A 17,050-nucleotide genomic window follows, 5' to 3' on the forward strand; every position below is an offset into this window, starting at 1 on the left:
CTTTTTCAGCACTATTACTTTCTATTCCTAAATCATTACCACACTTACTACATTTCATCTATAAATTCCTCCCACAAAAATTGTATGCTTTTGTCAAGTGCATACTGTACATCAAGAATATTATCTCAGGTATAAAAAGATTTTGAATCTTCAAACACATTTATATCTTTAAACGGCTTCATATAGGCAGATTATTGTTTAAGAACTTTTCCTTCTAGCATAATTCAATATATATGTTATGTGTCTCTACATCTACTAACCAATAATATGAATCATAATAACGAGCTTTTTTCATACCCACTTCTATCATTTCTCTAATTTTAGTTTCTTCAGGAATACGATTTGCAAATTTAAAAGTAATGTACTTCGATCCTGACAATATGCTTCTTCTTATATAGTCTGGTATTTGTTCTAAATCTTTTACATATAACTTATTTCTATAATAGTAGTTATATGTAAGAGCTTTACATAAGGGATATATCTCGTCATCCCATGTATGATTTAGCTTTATCAAATGATCATTTAGATTTAAATAATCATAGATAAATGAAATATCACCTTTTTTCTTTATATCCCAAGTAACATCTACATGGTAATTTTCGTCATCTAATCTTACTATGTTCCATGCGTGCCCAGAGTCACCGGGATTGTTCGGCAAGGCTTTTCCCAAAATTACAAAGCACTTGATTCGGCAATAGTCACAAATAAGTTTGAAGGCACATGCAATGCCCCAACATACTGCCTTTTTACATAATAACGGTCCCAAGACATTATATATTTCACGATTTTGATCTTCTTTTTCGTTTTCATTGATTGATTCATAGTCATAGGTGACTGTTCTAACTAAATAATCATGAATAACCAATTCTTTTTCATAATCAGTCATGTCACTTTTGATATAACGTTTTTTAAAAATCTGAAGTCCATCAAGAATTGCTTTATTATGCTTTAAAATTTCCTCCTCAGAGTAAATGAAGTTATTAACAAAAACATATCCTGTTGAGCTCTTGATAAATTCAAACTTTGAAATATCAACAAAATAGAAGGATGGCGTATCATTATAAAGACATCTAAATATATATTGTAAATCCTCTGGACTTATGATATTTGTATCAGCCTTTATATTAAATTTTTGTTTATGTTCCCGAAAGCCTCTATACATTTGTATATAAATATCTTTTTGTACTTTTGGGATCTTTTCATAGTAAAACTTTACATATTCAGGAAACACATTCAACCTCCAAAAAAAGTAACTGTAACTTTATATAATTATCTGCTTAACTAGTATCATCATAGTTATACACAAAACTGCATCAAGATTCCAACAGTTGCTTTAGTAATACTTACCAAGACTTAAAAACAAAAGGATTAAATATAAGGCACCCTTTACAGTAAAGGCAAAGTTTTTACCTTTACTGTAAAGGGGTCTAGCAACCGTAGATTGCTAGACCCCTAATATTTGGCTCAAAACATGTCTAGGATATTAACAGAATTACAGAAAGTATCTTTTACCATCTGAATAAGTATTATTATAAACAATTAAAACTCATTACCATCAACTGAAAACTGCTCTACTTGAACCATAGTATCACAACTATTATTACACCACGGACAAGTCAATGAAGTATCTTTAGTATCCCAGCATACAATCTTATTACAATTGCCACATTGATAAAAACTATGAGCTCCACAATACGGGCAACCAGGGAAATCTTCTGTTGCAATTAAACTTCCTGAGATTGATTGTAACTCATACCCTTCCCTCTTTGCTAACTTATCGTTAAGTTTAAAAGCCCATGTTCTATACCAATCGCCATCCCTCATTTTTTGAATTCGAACTCCGAATGTGTTTCTTGATAAGCCACACTTCATAACCAAAACACTAGCTTCCATATTAATTTCAATCCTTTATCATGCAAATTAAAGTACGAGTAAACTAAAAACTGTTATAGAAACATCATTACTGTTCTGAATCTCTAAGTTCAGCTAGTTGTACTTCTATAGTTTCTTTTTTCTTCTCATACACTATTTTTTTCTCCAAAAAATCATGATATTCTTCTTCTACTGGAACTAAATTTTCACGTGATAAATCAAGATTTTGCTTTGCTTGTTCAACCTCTATTTTTAATTCAGTAATTTTATTTTTCAAAGTCTCAGCACGTTTTCCTGATAAGATTACATCTAGTATCCTAGCAAATACTTTGGCTATCTCAGATCCTTCTGCTTCATCCTGATTAAATTGTTGAAAATCTGAAGTATAAGAATCGTACTTTTCTACAGCTTTAGAATAATCTTCTTCAGATTTTCTTACTGTTTCTGCAGCTTTTTCATAGTCAGATTTCAAAGCATCCAACTTACCCATAGCATTAATTGATTTTAAACGATCATTTATTTCTTTTAATGCACTTTCCTTACGAATAATCTCATTATCTCGTTGGAAAGTAGATATAAACTCTTTTACTTTATCAATATCTACGATGCCACAAATTGTCACATCATCACCACTACCTTGTCGACTAAATTCTGGTAATTCTTCATCCAGATGTTTATTTAATCCTGCCACTCCATTTTCACTTGCGTAGACGAGTAAATCACGATAAAAGGAATCCATAAGTTCCATGGTGAAAAACGAATCTTCAACTCCATCACTACCCATCAAACAAGCAATTACTGGATTCTTAGAAAGGTCAATTACATGATATCTAAATTTCTGAATAACATCCTGGTCGCAAAGTGATGTTGTGACATTTGCAAAACAATCTTCGTCCCAAGGAATAGGCTGAGATGTGCTTCCATCAGCATTAAAAACAACGCATCTCCCATCACCTTGTTGTATTAAGAGAAGATAAGATTCAGTCAGTAAACCTGCAATAAGAGTCGTACCATAGATATGCTCAAGTCTCTCTCCTCTATCATATCTGTCAATGTACCTTTTACATCCTGATTTTTCTTCCTCCGACAAAGGGTTCAGTTCTAATTCTTCATTAACTGCTGTGATCCATTTGGCTACAATGCTTGTTATCAGTTGACGAATGAGGGAATCTTGATCTTTACCTGGAGAAATAACTCTTTTCTCCCATGAATTCTCAATAATGTCAGTGCTGAAAACCTTCATTTCAGAGATAGCAATCTCACATGCAAATTTTGATCCGAGTTGACTTCTGGGACAATTTGTATCACCATGTCCGTCTGCTACTGCAAAAATTTTACAAGATTCTGCCTCAAAAATCTGACCATGATCCTCACATGGAATATCATGTTTTATATGTTCAGAACCCCGGGTCAAGGAACACACTAGCTCATACATGTCCTATACCTCCATCTACTAATCCCAAGAAGTATCTCCCCAAGGTTCATCGCTATCATCTACATCTTGTCCAGACCACGAATCCGATGAATCTTGATTATTATCGGTTTGACTAATATCTGAATTGCTTGTAGTCTGAATATCATTTCCCATATCTTTTTCAACTTGAGACATAATACTCTCTGTCTGATTATCTTCAGTTCTACTTTTACTACCAATCGTAGAAGCAGTTACAGATACAACTCTTATTAGTTTTTTGAGAGATTCAAGGTCGTCAACCTTAATAACCGCCTCATTATTACCAGCTATCTTCTGTAGAACCTGGATATTTGCATCATCTCCTACAGCAATTGCAATTTTAGTAGCTGTTTTAAACCACTTATTGTTACTCTTAATTTTGTTCAATGCTGATTCATAATCATCGGTCGGTTCTCCATCACTCATAAAAATGATAACAGGAGCTTTAAACCCAACTTCACTGATTAGAAACTGCTTCCTTGATAGTTTATTGTTCAATTCATTGAGAGCGCTTCCGAAATCCGTCAGTCCACCAGCCTTCAAATCATTCCAGTAAAAATCTTCCATAAAAACTAGTTCATCTGTCACCCATTGGGGACCACTTGAAAATTGTAGTACGGCTATTTTCAGCTGTGCAGTAGGATTTTTTTGGGAAACATCTTTGAGAACCTCCATCGTCTCGTTCATTGCTGCGTTTACTGCTGCAATACGACTCCCCTCCATGCTTCCAGATGTATCTAATACATAAATAATGGGAAGTAGCTTGCGTGAAATTTCTTCTGTATCACTAATTAATGGCATAAGTGTATCCTCCTATTTATTGAATTTCAATTTTTCCATCAAAAGCTTTAATGCTTATTCCAGCCTTAATTGGAATAACCTCACCAGGTTTCACCTGATTTGTCTTTCCACTCGGTGTTACTCCAACTAAAGTACTTTTGGTCATATTTCTAAGCCCCAAAATATTAGGATTATCTTTCTTTGCTACAACAAGAGCAACCGGAGTAAGGGCCTCTTCTGCATTACAAACTTCTATCTGACACCTATAGATTCTTGTATTTTTGGCAACCGTAATTGAGTAGTCTGATAGTTTTAGAGTATTTTTAACTTCAAAAAGTCTTTGACACTTATCGCAGTTTGTGTCTGAAGCATTTATTATGAAAATCTCATTACCACAAGATGGACATCTAACAATGTCGCTTTGGAAACGAATAAGCACCTTCAACCAATCCAAATACTTAACCCTTCTGTTAGGATTGGTTATCGCATCATGAGAGAATGCTGTATTAAAAATATCCTTTAAATATTGAGGTAAGAAGTCCCACCTTTTCAGAACATTGTTATGCACTCCTTTTACTGGTCGATTCGAATCATCATTTGGGTCAAAAATGAAAAGTGCATCGCTTCCGTACAATCTCTTTTCAAGAGCGGGTGTTAAACATGGGACTGTCCAATGTTTCCCTTCAAGAGGGTGATTTGCACATAGAAGCATGAAAAGAACAACAGCAAGCGAAAACTCATCCGTATGAGTGTTTGGCTTTGATTCTCCTATAACAATCTCAGGTGCCATATACTGTGGTGTCCCAATAATTCCTGTATATGTTTCATTAGGAGCAACATTATCATTATCACAAATAAGTACAGCACCAGTTTTGGGGTTGATGAAGAAGTTACCAGAATTCATGTCCTGATAGCTATAGCCAATCTTATATAGACTTCGAAAGGCAGAAACTATTCTAATTCCAGCTTCCACAATCGCTTTGAAGGTCGAAAAGCCACCTCCACCGGAAGAAACAAGAATATCCGTAAGTTCACGATATTCAGCTGGTCTCAAATCCATAATGTACCCAAAAGAACCTTCTGTCTTTTCTGTAATCGCTTGTGGCCACAAGAACGCCTTATCAGGTGAGCCCTTTTTAACATTTTTTTCAAGATTTTCATAGAATGCATCAGGATCCGCTAATGCTCCTGGTTTGTACCATTTAAGGGCTTTCTTCTTACCATCATAAGTTACTTTATACACATCACCTTGTCCTCCACCTGCTATAAAGGACTCTATTGTGATAGGAATGCCAAAATTAGTGTTTATAACTTTTCCTGACTCAAAATGATTCATTATTTTTAACCTCCGTAATAACTAAAAAGTGTATTGTCATATAATGACTGTCGCTGGAACAAAATTAGTATTAGGCATTTCAAAATGAAGTATAACATTTGCATCGTTGTTCCCATACATTAATTGCACCTGCTTTGAGACATATTTCTTCAGTATATAATCTCCAATCATTTTCCTTAAAGCTGCAGCTAGTGCTTCACACTCAGTATCTTTATCAAGATTCCTATAACGATGAGATTTCATATCATATATTATTGAGTGACCTACGCTCGTTTCATAAACTATGTTAGTCATAGAAACAGTATACTTAAAATCGATTTTAATAAATCTCTCAGCATTAGATGCCATCTTGGTAGCATCTATAAGAGCAGAGTCAAATAGATTACATGCAAAGTCCACCATCCTTTCAAGACTCTTTCTGTTATTCTTGATTTTCCTAAAGTATGTTTTCACCTCCCTATCATAATTTTCAATCTCTTCACGAGTTTTTCGATCAGAATCCTCATGTACTTTTCTAATGTCTTCTTGTGCTTTTAGATTTAATGTCGATTTTTTTTCTTCAATAGATTTATTGAACTCTATTATTGAAGTACATCTCAATCCCCAAATAATTACAGCACCAACAATAGAAAAAAACCAACCGGTTCCAAACGCACTTAGAGAATTATATGCTACTCCTACAAAAATCGCTATAAAATATCCAAAAATAACACCACGTATTAGATAGGATGTTACAGGCGGTATAGTCTTTTTTCTGAGTTTTCTAATTTCACAATCGAGTTGTGAATTAATATCCCTTTCTTTACTTGTAGCAATATATTCATTATGCAATCTAAATTTTTCTTTGATAATGCTATTTCTTATAGGTTCCACTCTATTTCTCTCCCGATGTCTATAATGAATCGCAAATAGACTCTATCTTAGTTGCTAAAGTGTTTAATCTACCACAGAGTTGTTCTACCGATTCACTTCCTTGAACTTGAGATGCTGCAATTTGCTCTACAATATCCATTATTTGGACAGAAAAGTCTCCTAAATTATCTAAACCTAATATTGAACTTTTCAATGTATTGCTACATATTTGCAAATTATCATTGCTATTTTTTAAGTCAGATGCTAATTTTCTCAACGTCTCAGCACCCATTTTGGTTGCCTCTATCTTTGCCATATAAACCCTCTTGTTCTATCAAAGTATATTTTGAGACTCTTCAATTTCTCTGATTTTGCTCAAAATTTTTCCATGTAGTACCTGCGCTTCAATTACACTAGGTATTATTCCCTTAATGCATTCTTGAAGCTGATTGGCAGCCTTCTCACTATACTGGTCACTTCCCATATTATCAATGCAATCAATAGCAGCACTATTCATAACCTTGATGTTATCTTGAACATCTTCAATATAAATTTGTAATGCTTGTGCTGCATTCTGCAATTCATTTGTATCTAACATTAACTTAATCCTCCTCCACCTTATACTATGTGAGCGATCTTAGCTATAAAAACAGGAATATCAAGTCCCAATTCTTGAGCTATGCGCACTCTACGACGACCTTCTCCTGAGAAAATATACTTATCGCCATATTGATAGACTCTAACCGCCCTATTCAAAGAAAAATATTGCTCAACGCAAGCTGTTAAAGTGGAATCTTGTTTTATTTGTTCCAAATTCATTCCTCCTTCAATCATAGTCCTGACAGTTCCGATTTTTAAAGCAAGTTCTGCAAACTTAGCTTTGTTACCAGTATGGTGATTCCAAAGATCATCTGCTTTAATACTCTCAAAATGAAATACGCCAATGATATCCCTTGAATGCACCCAAGACAGACGGTGACCGCCCGGAGGATCTATAAGATTGATTGTTTTGGTCACGTTTAAACTATTATAAAAATTATCAAGAATGTTCTTTTCTTCTATGCTCTCAATGAACATTGTTTCGTTTCTTACATTTTGTTCCCCAGAATTAGCTGTTACCGATACTGACGAAATATCAAGTATTTCTTGTAATTTAATTGATAAAAGCTTCAACTTATTTGAGAGTTGGAAAAAATTATCTCTATCTTTTTTTACTAGGAACGTTATATGTTGCGATGCTTCTATAATTTTTGTATAAAGCTCCGCATCTCTTCCTTCGAGAAAACCAATTCTCTCTTCTAACACTACACCAGCATTAACCAGATTCTCATATGTTGATAGTAACTTTCTTGATAATTCCATCAGAGCATTCGCCCCACTAGAACTTACATCGAATCTTGTCATTGGATTCCTCCGTATTCTGAAGCACTTACATTACAACTTGATAATAGTACCATTATCAAAAATCCAACCATTACATGGAACCCCTCTATAAATATGAGGGCGCATATAAAATTTTTTGTAACCATCGCTGTACACAAAGATTCCATTTCCTAAATCACTTGTATCAATATTTGCGATATCTTTCGATTCAGTTCTAGACATTGGAAATAGTACTTTGTGTTGACAATCAGATGCTCTTATCTTAGCAGCACGATAATTTTGATGGTGTGTAAACAAAAATACAAAATGGATTCCTTTTTTAGAGGCCATTGATAATAACAAATTCATATTCTTTCTCAAGTCACCTATAACATCATGATCCGTATTGTTCGAATCAGTAGTATTATTATAAGTCTTTATCTGTTCTTGAGTAACATCCGTAGAATTCATAAGTGACCACAAATCAATACCACTATTCTCACTCGGGTTACTTCCCTTACTTGTTTTTCGTAAGTTTGATAAGTTGATATAATCATCAAAATCATCATACAAAAAATCAAGCCCCATACAAACAATAAGTTTATTTGTTGTAATACTGTTAGAAAGATTATCAATGAGCTTTTCTGTTCGTTCTGTTATCTTACGAATATCACTTTCACATTTTGCTTGTTGCCAACGGTCTTTATATCGTTTAAATGTAGGGTATTGCTCATGAGCCCATATTTCAAAGTTAGATAACTTAGTATCTATCTTTCTCCAACTATTAATAATAGAAAGTAATATGCATGCTTGTGTATCTATTTCTCCTCCAACAAGCAATAAGTTTTGGGAAGCCATTTTCTTAAAAAGAATGGGTTTCACTAGCTTAAAACTACATGGGACCCCTAGATAAATAAACACATCATCTGAATCTACATCTCTATAAGTTCTACTATTAGATATATTCTTCTCGAAAGAAATATATTTAGGAACTAAGCTTTTAAAAGTTAATGGTTGGTCATTTATCAGTAAAACTGGATTTTTGTTGATATAGGAGAATCTATCTATTAAAGAATCTGTAGGATAAAGTTTGGAATTTAAAAACTCAATCGCAGATTTCAATTCTGACATTTCTACTTTTAGATTGAAATATCTATCTACTATAGTTACGCCGGTATTATCATCTATTCTCTTGAATAAAGTTTCATATACTCGAAGGGATGAAATTAACTGCATTAATCTCTCATCAATCTGATAAGAGTTTAAATTAAGTGTATCTTTCACTTCATCAGCTGTATTTTTTAGAGCAAACCTCATCTGTATCTGTTTTCTTGCTGTTTGAGAAAGGCCTTCAACTCCTGTATTATATGATTGACTAGCAAAAATAAACTTCACTCCAAAAGCAGCTCCTTTTGCTAGAATATTTTCAAGCTCACGAGAATAGTTGGTCTCACCAGAAAACTGTGAATCGCGTAGTTTTTGAGATACTTGCGCAAATTCATCAATGATAATAAAGATAGCAGGCATATATATTTGTGAGGGCACCTCAGATAGTTTTGACCATCCATTATCCGAGAAAATCCTCATACGTTCATTCAAGGTCTCCTTAAGCTCATCAATAAGATCAAAGATTAAATCTTCAGATTCTTCTAGCAACAAATATTTTAAATGAGGGGGACATGATTGCGCATAACGCCGAAACTCAGTCTTTTTGAAGTCAACAAGCCATAGTTCAACTTCATCAGGATGATAGTTCATAATTAGTGAACATATCATCACATGCAAAAGTGTAGACTTCCCAGAACGAGATGCTCCCATGATGTAAGCAGCAAAATTCTCATTTTCAAAAGTACAACTCACTATGGAGTCATTGTCGTCTCTTGCAAATGGAATAATTATAGGACGTCTTTTCCCACTTGACCTCTCTGGAACTTTTAAAGGATAGTACGAGAATAAATCTGGATCACGCTTATTTCGCTTTATCTGTCCCTCAAGTGAACTTATAAATTCATCTGAAAGCCTATTGGGGGCCTGATGCCATCTAAATGGATAAAACGCTTTATCTTGAAGCCTGTATAATCTACCTGCACTATCTGCAACGATTCTTATTTCTCCATTTGTATTTGTAAGTATATTCTGTTCTATATTATGACTCTTGCTACCTCCGTCTCTGTTACACACGAGTTCTACAACAATAATCCCTAGCTTATGTGCATTGTTTAATAAATATGATATCTCTGATGAAGTAGAATTATATTTTTTTTCTTCCCGATTAATTAACAAGAGCCTTAGGGGAATTCGTTCTGTTGAGGACACTCTCTTATTATGGTCAAATACATTTCTTTTCCCAATTTTTCGTTCAACACTACGATAATACTCCGAAAGCGCTTTAATTTTATTTTTTAAATCATCCTCATTTTTTGGAACAGATTCTATAACTCCTCCTTGCAGACCAGCGAGTGAGGATAAATCTCCAAGCATATTTGCACTGTACTTTATACTATCAAGAATACTTACTCTAATATCTTCAATTGGTAGGCTGAGTAAAACATTTATAACTAAACCCTTGATTCCATTTTGAATTTCCGATTCGATGCAAGGAACATATTCTGCAATTATATATGTCTGCTTGCTGAAATTAAATCCACATGGACAATCAATATAATTGTTTTTATAGTTTTTTCCTAACTCTTTTTGAGCCTTCTGTTGCAAGCTTAATGGTATCGACAACTTTCTTTGCTGATACCCGTATAAAAGTGTTTTGTTTAATCCATTTGTTTTTCGAACTGCATTGTTATTACCAAACCCATATTCTTTATCAAGAATATCAAATAATTTTCTAAGATTACCAACCTCTTGTCCTGAAAGATAATCTTCACATGATTTTAAGATAGATTGCTTTTTCCGTTTTAAAACCAATAATTTATTTTTTAACTCAGTCTCTAGTTTATCCAGTTCTTCTTTTTCAATTCCATCAATTTCATTAATCTGATGTTCAAGAAAAACAATGTAATTACTTGAAAGCTCAACTATCTTTGAAGCGGTAGAATCATTATAATTGTTTTCATCTATTTTATACACCATTTCTGATAGAAGGTTAATATCAGGAGCGATTGGCTGTTTTCCCCGTTTAACTAATTCAGCACGTGTATTATCTTTCGCAATTCTATAAAATTTCAGTACTTCGTTGTAGACTCGGTTCACATCATTTCTTCTGTTTAAATATTTCTTACGAATTTGTTCTTCTCTTAAAGTATATGTGTGTTTTAATGTATCTATTTCGGATTCAACTAAACTGAAATGCTTTCGTTGATTTAAAAAAAATGAATTTATTTCTTCTATCCGTTCTCTTATAGTCATTCGCAGTTACCTTCTTTACTAGCAAAATCACAAACAAAATTCTTATACGCTCTAAACACAGACTATCTATAGTATTAAATTCAGAAATGTTACTATAATGATATAGTTACCAACTTATTCTGTCTTTTTGATTTAATTTTATCGTAAATTTAGTTTTATTACAACGAGAATTCTAAAAATTTAACAATTTTATGTATTTCTTATTAGTTTTTAATTATTGATGTTGAATCTCCCGTAAGGTATTTTAGTCCAGATCTATTTCTTCAACAATTAGCAAATTAAACTAAAACGGAAAAAACAATCGCAAGTGACTTCAACCAAACCACACCCGATTGCCTCTATACATCATCTCATTAGAACAATGTATTACCTCATAACGCATAACAAACTTTACGATTATACTTCTACTCAAAATCGGTAAAATTGTTTATGCCATATTATTGTAACGCCTTATCAAAAAAATCACCAGATAGGGTGTTGGTTTAGTGTACATTTTTTACACTAAACTTTATTTCAAAAAAGACAATTTCCTTAGTGTGACTATAGTAGAAAAGGACCTAGCCCTATATAATATAGAACTAAATCCTTCACTAATAATATCTGGCTTGTTTATTAGAGTTCGATACAACTTAAGTTTTTAAATAGTCCTTCCCCATACGTAAAAAGTCTTCTATTATGGAACCAACTATACTTTTATCCTTGAGTTGCTAAAATCCTCTGAATAATTTGAAACTATTTACTCCAATCTTACAAAATAAACATTAGTCTTCTGAATAGGAATACAAATTCTTATCAATTGATACAAAATCATTTAACGAAAGACAGTATAATCTTTGCCATATGAGTAGAATACACCATAGAATGAAGATAAGAAAAATAGCCGGTATTTTAAATATCTCAAATTGGCTAAACGATTTTGTAAAAGTAAAGAATACTATTAGTACGAGAAATATAAAAAATACAAAAAAACCAATACAGTACCCTGGTAAATTACCAATTTTTTTATTTTTCTTTTTTGAAAGAGTCAATTTAGCTATAAAATCACATATAAAAAGACAGAGAACTACCGTAAGTAATGACACAATTATATAATCTTCTGAATAAAGAATCTTTCCAAATAATTTAAATAAACGGTATAAACTAACCCAAGCATAGTGACTAATAAAGGGATAAATAATAAATATCATCACTAGGATCGTAATTAAAAACCTTAAGATATATGACCAAAGTACCCTTGAGATCTCTTTAGAATGGGTAAATATATTTCCCATAAAGTAAATATCAACACCAATTATCGTTATTGCAATTACAATAGGCACAAGGAAAGGTTGAATATCCGAAACATATGGTAAAATTAAATAGTTTTCTAAAACCAATAAGAAAAACAATTCTGGGTGTTTCAAAGCCATTAGAATTGAATCACTCATTGTAAACGATAAGTTTTTTAAAAAGCTTTTCATAACTCTATTTCCTTTCAAGATATTGTGTAAGGTTAAAAAGTATATTTCCCTTTTATAGAAAGAGTTGTTAGACGTATTGTAACCTTGAAATAATAAGACATACTCTCTGATTCGAATCTTCGAACTAATAGTACCATATATATTAAATAAAAATCTTGCATAGTGATATCAGCAATTCTGACTCACAAGCAAAATGTGGATGATAGTTATATCTGAACCCCACTTTTATATTATCACATCAAATATTATAAAATTCAACCTTTGGGAAATAAGAGATGTGACACCCCCTAAATCCATTGTGTCCTTCCCCATAAACTGCTATAATTTTCTTGTAGTTCGATGAAACTACACTCGAAAATTAATCCTTTCAGTCTCTAATCCTCCTAATAGAAATAGAGACTCCTAATCCAATCCTGTTCACATCATAATCTCCTATAAACCCAGATGTGAACAAACCTCCTTTACAACTAGGGCAATGGCCCTAGTTTTTTTAGCTCTTTATTGATAGCTTTTCGTCACTCACTACAGTTGACTAAGAGCCAAAGAAACTTAAAAGGAGGAACCTACCCAAATATAAGATAGATTCCTCCTTTTTTATTTTAACTACCAAGTTCACTTTTTAGTGGACTTACAATTAGTTACGACTAGGCAATTCCTGACACTAACTCACTAAAGTTAACAAACTCTTTTGATTTCAATAGTTTGTCTAAATAAATGTTTTCGGCTACTTGTTTTAATAAAGGCCGCAGGATATTTATCCAAAATGTCATGCACGTTTGATAAACCAATTCCCCTATTCTCTCCCTTTGAAGAGTACCCCAGGTCAAAGATTTTAGAAATATTGATTTTTTCTTCTCGAATAGAGTTTTCTACAACAATAATATCACTATCTTTTTCTTGGAAAATAGCCAAAGTTAAACATGGCTTTTCTGCCAAGCAGGCTGCTTCGATAGCATTATCTAAAAGAATAGATAATATCGTTATTATATCCAAAGCGTCCATGTTGGAAAGACTTACTAGGCTTTCAACTTCGATATGCACTTCTACGTTCTTACTTTGAGCTTCTAACAATTTGGCAGAAACAACACTTTTAATTGCAGTATTCGTAATATTAGAAAGATTAGCGAAGTCGTACTTACTATTTGAAAAATTCTCTTTTGTCTTAGACAAGACATTATCATAAACTTCTTGGATAGCCTCGATATCTTTAAGTTCAATTCCTTCTTGTATACTCGTCAGAACATTGATATAGTCATGTCTGAAGCTTCTGATTTCGTTATATAAGGATTCAACATGCTTGCTATAAACTGACAATTCTTCTAATTGTTTGTTTTTTTGATAAAGCAACTCTAACTCTAATTTCTCAGTAAGAGTTGAGTTTAAATAAATCAGCATTACAAAAAATATGACAACATAAATCCCTACTAAATGTTCACGATGTTCTACTGCATTTGGAATAAAACCTTCTCCTATCACCAGTACCTGCAACAAAATTATGTAAAAAAACATCGATACATTCATGAGAACAAAGTAGCGGCTTAAATAATTTTTCTTAACCCCTTTTTGTAAATTGTAAAAATCAATTTTCACAAACTTTGTAAAATAGAAGTATAGTGGGTAAATTGAAACTTCTATTATAAAATTTATCCAATAATGTGTGTTAATCATAACTTGGTTAAATCCAAGTATAGGAAACAGATAGAAAGCTAATACACGTCCAATCAAGCTTTCTACTACAATGGGATAAAAACTATAAAAAACATCCAACAACCTACTACCATACTTATTTCGATATAGAGAATAGACGGGCAGGAAGAATATATAGGCAAAATAAGCTAGTGGTGGAACCAGCAGGAAAAGAATCCTAAATGTTATTGGAAAAATGATAAACCAATACCACTTGAATTTATTTCCACTAATGTGTTGATACAGCAATAAGACAACAATTATGTGGGCGACAAATGTCAAATGTTCAAATAACATTTCCATAAGCTGACCTTTCCATTACTTTTCTGGTATACTTTGCTATTTAATCCGTTCTTTCAAGCCCTTCATTTTTGAACGAGAGATTAAACAATTTTGGTCCCCATCAAAATAAACAATTCTTTGTTCTTTATCTATTTTTTCAATATTTTCTGGATTGACAACAAAAGACTTATGACAACGATATAGTCGTTCATCTGCCCTTTCAACTTCCGATATACTTGCATAAAACTCAAGACGTTCATCTGTCGTATGTAGAATTACTTTGTGAACCGTTGGGGAAGTCTCAAAATACAATACTTTATTAAAAGGAACCTGAACTTGTGCCAAAGATGTTTCAAACTTAAAGGCATCTTGAGAGACTGCCTGTCCTTCTTTTTCCATGGCATACTCGATAATAGATTCAATCCGATAAGTAAATTGTTCGTTTCCTAGGGCTTTATCAACAAAGTCTAAAGCAGCTACTTTGTATTTAAAAGTTATAGGCATAAACTCTGAATGCGTCGTTACAAATACGATTGTGGCATGTGGATCTTGTTCACGTATTTGTCTAGCAATATCTAATCCTTTTTTCTCTTCTCCCCTTATTTCAATATCTAGAAAGAATAGTTGATGGGAACCACGTTCAACTATTGCTTCTAGCATTTGAGAGGGTTTCCCAAAAATCTCAGGTCCCTTACATTTCCAAGAATGCTTTGTTAGAACCTCTGTTATCGTATTTTCAATACGAGATTGCTGTAAAATTTCGTCTTCTAGAACAAAGATGTTAATCATCCTTTTCTCCTAAACTATTAAAAATGATGACTGTTAATGACAATATACAGACCGTTTTTGATAAACCCAATATTTCCTCTTCTAAAATATTATAATAAAGTCAAATCTCATAGAATAGAAGGAATATATATTGAAATTATTTCGGCAGTTATTAACGTCGCTAAGACTATACCTGTCCATCAAACATTACTGTAAACAGAAAAAAATTCAATGCAAGATGGATAGCCCATTAAAAACTATTAAAATCTCTCATGAATTTCTTAGTCTATATTTTATCATAATTACTCAAAAAAGCAATTACAGAACCATGGTGAAAGCTATTCGAAACAATGAGAACTCTGCACAAATCGTACTACTAACGTCGGATGTTGACTATAATTATATTTTCGAAAATCACCTTGAACTTCTAGGAATTATTGACTTATCTTCAAATTACAGCTATACAACACTACTAGAATTAATAAAAGGATACATCGATGATTTCATAGAAATAAAGAGCGAATAATCATAAAAATTAGTTACTAAAATAATATTATCTTCTCCGTGTGCAAATAATTTTTGAACTGCACCCCAAAAGTTAGACAAATAAATCTAACTTTTGGGGTGCTTTTCTCATTAAATTAACTTATGAGGACAAAGTTCATGTCGTGATTAATTGATCGTTACGAAATAGAGAGCATTTATAAAGGTATCAGTCTAGAAAGGATATTGATTTGACAAAGGAATTTTAAGACTGCTGAATTGGATATTTTAGTCCATGGAAAAATGCTACAAAATCTATCAGCCTTCACTTTGCACAAGTCGTATAAAAGCTTACGAAATTAGTTGGTCTGACTGTTTTTCAATCCTATTAAATCATGTCTTTTCCTCAATAATCTTACTCCTGAGCTCCTCCATACTCATATACTTTATGATGGTTCTAGAGTGCTCAGCTGATTTTTGAACTTACCATAAAAAAAGAATAAATGGAAATTTTTAAAAAATTTATTACGACTTCATTTTGAGATCAAAAAAAGAACCGAGAAAACCCTCAGTCCAAACAATTTATAAATCTTGTCTTAAGAAACTCATTGACGAGAAAATGCTTCACAAAGACAAACTGTATCTTCATTCAAGATAGCTCTTCGGTACATAAAAGGTGAAGAGACAGTAATATAATCTGAAAAATAATCTGTAATAGCTGAAAGTACTGTATCTAAGACAACTTCCTCAATTGATCGATTCCAGTAACTATCTTCTTTCTCGACTTTTCTCTCTACGTTTTTCTCTTCCTGAAAATGGCTCATTTTAGTGCCATCTGCTGATACTTCTACAAAAGGACCTATCCCACGTAATTTTCCACCACATACTTCAAAAAATAGAAGCAATCCTTGATTATATGTAGGCTGGAAGTCCTGAATATGACTGTTTTTGTCATAGATAACAACTTGTACTCGACTCTCAGTCCCATTTTCCAACTCTAACATCTTTTTTAAATGCTGCAAATTCAAATCACTGTAATTGTAGAATTCAATTGTCGCAGAATGTAATCTGTACATTAAGAACTTAGCAAGCATTGTTTTGTTAACAAGCTCAGAGCAAAACGCTACATTTTCTTCCAATATAGAAAAAAGTTCCTTATGATGTTCTGGAATTGCAAATGAATAATTAAGATGCTTACTAATTTTTTTATTTAGCTCTCTATCATTTATCAAATCAGCCAGTTCTCTTTTTGATTGTAAAGTTAGAAAAGGCTTTTTTGTTTTACCGTATTTTTCAGAAAAATAATAAACACCGTTCTGATTTTCAACTGTTAGGAATGGATTTATTAGCATAACA

The 17,050-nt window shown here is 32.7% G+C and carries 14 protein-coding genes and 1 pseudogene; 1 reads left to right on the forward strand and 14 read right to left on the reverse strand.

The window, feature by feature from the left end; genetic code table 11:
• Positions 1-214: 214 nt before the first annotated feature.
• From HMPREF3112_RS01240 to HMPREF3112_RS01285, 10 genes are all read right to left on the reverse strand, one after another.
• Positions 215-1,231 (reverse strand): transglutaminase domain-containing protein, encoded by a 1,017-nt coding sequence (locus HMPREF3112_RS01240; RefSeq protein ID WP_070437548.1) that lies wholly within the window; start codon positions 1,229-1,231, stop codon positions 215-217.
• 308 nt (positions 1,232-1,539) lie between these two features.
• Entirely contained in the window at positions 1,540-1,893 is a 354-nt protein-coding gene (locus HMPREF3112_RS01245) for a TerY-C metal binding domain-containing protein (RefSeq protein WP_070437551.1), read from the reverse strand.
• Between the two features lie 67 nt (positions 1,894-1,960).
• Entirely contained in the window at positions 1,961-3,307 is a 1,347-nt protein-coding gene (locus HMPREF3112_RS01250; protein WP_070437553.1) for a PP2C family serine/threonine-protein phosphatase, read from the reverse strand.
• 18 nt (positions 3,308-3,325) lie between these two features.
• Positions 3,326-4,126, reverse strand: coding sequence for a vWA domain-containing protein (locus HMPREF3112_RS01255; RefSeq protein WP_070437557.1), 801 nt, complete (start codon positions 4,124-4,126; stop codon positions 3,326-3,328).
• A gap of 16 nt (positions 4,127-4,142) precedes the next feature.
• On the reverse strand, positions 4,143-5,441 hold the full coding sequence (locus HMPREF3112_RS01260) for a serine/threonine-protein kinase (RefSeq protein WP_070437560.1): 1,299 nt from the start codon (positions 5,439-5,441) through the stop codon (positions 4,143-4,145).
• 36 nt (positions 5,442-5,477) lie between these two features.
• Entirely contained in the window at positions 5,478-6,314 is an 837-nt protein-coding gene (locus HMPREF3112_RS01265) for a hypothetical protein (RefSeq protein ID WP_141738644.1), read from the reverse strand.
• A gap of 19 nt (positions 6,315-6,333) precedes the next feature.
• Complete coding sequence (locus tag HMPREF3112_RS01270; protein ID WP_070437566.1) at positions 6,334-6,609, reverse strand: hypothetical protein; 276 nt, start codon at positions 6,607-6,609, stop codon at positions 6,334-6,336.
• Between the two features lie 18 nt (positions 6,610-6,627).
• Positions 6,628-6,891: a hypothetical protein gene (locus HMPREF3112_RS01275; RefSeq protein WP_070437569.1), complete on the reverse strand. Its 264-nt coding sequence runs from the start codon at positions 6,889-6,891 to the stop codon at positions 6,628-6,630.
• 20 nt (positions 6,892-6,911) lie between these two features.
• Complete coding sequence (locus tag HMPREF3112_RS01280; RefSeq protein ID WP_070437572.1) at positions 6,912-7,697, reverse strand: hypothetical protein; 786 nt, start codon at positions 7,695-7,697, stop codon at positions 6,912-6,914.
• Positions 7,698-7,727: 30 nt separating this feature from the next.
• Positions 7,728-11,015 carry an FtsK/SpoIIIE domain-containing protein gene (locus tag HMPREF3112_RS01285; RefSeq protein ID WP_070437575.1) on the reverse strand — a complete coding sequence of 1,096 codons (3,288 nt, stop codon included), beginning with the start codon at positions 11,013-11,015 and terminating at the stop codon, positions 7,728-7,730.
• A gap of 286 nt (positions 11,016-11,301) precedes the next feature.
• Here HMPREF3112_RS01285 and HMPREF3112_RS11210 point away from each other — a divergent pair.
• Positions 11,302-11,436, forward strand: a pseudogene (locus tag HMPREF3112_RS11210) (IS110 family transposase); the annotation flags it as partial.
• 340 nt (positions 11,437-11,776) lie between these two features.
• On the opposite strand, the gene HMPREF3112_RS11370 reads toward HMPREF3112_RS11210, so the two are convergent.
• The 4 genes from HMPREF3112_RS11370 to HMPREF3112_RS01310 form a co-directional block, all read right to left on the reverse strand.
• Positions 11,777-12,475 carry a hypothetical protein gene (locus HMPREF3112_RS11370; RefSeq protein ID WP_070437578.1) on the reverse strand — a complete coding sequence of 233 codons (699 nt, stop codon included), beginning with the start codon at positions 12,473-12,475 and terminating at the stop codon, positions 11,777-11,779.
• A 675-nt stretch (positions 12,476-13,150) separates the two neighbouring features.
• Positions 13,151-14,464: a sensor histidine kinase gene (locus tag HMPREF3112_RS01295; RefSeq protein WP_070437580.1), complete on the reverse strand. Its 1,314-nt coding sequence runs from the start codon at positions 14,462-14,464 to the stop codon at positions 13,151-13,153.
• 36 nt (positions 14,465-14,500) lie between these two features.
• A complete protein-coding gene (locus HMPREF3112_RS01300) occupies positions 14,501-15,232 on the reverse strand; it encodes a response regulator transcription factor (protein WP_070437583.1) in 732 nt (243 codons plus the stop codon).
• 1,067 nt (positions 15,233-16,299) lie between these two features.
• A complete protein-coding gene (locus tag HMPREF3112_RS01310) occupies positions 16,300-17,046 on the reverse strand; it encodes a hypothetical protein (protein WP_070437589.1) in 747 nt (248 codons plus the stop codon).
• Positions 17,047-17,050: the final 4 nt, after the last annotated feature.

Origin of the sequence: Streptococcus sp. HMSC10E12 (assembly GCF_001807855.1) — a bacterium.
GTDB classification, from domain to species: Bacteria; Bacillota; Bacilli; order Lactobacillales; family Streptococcaceae; genus Streptococcus; species Streptococcus salivarius.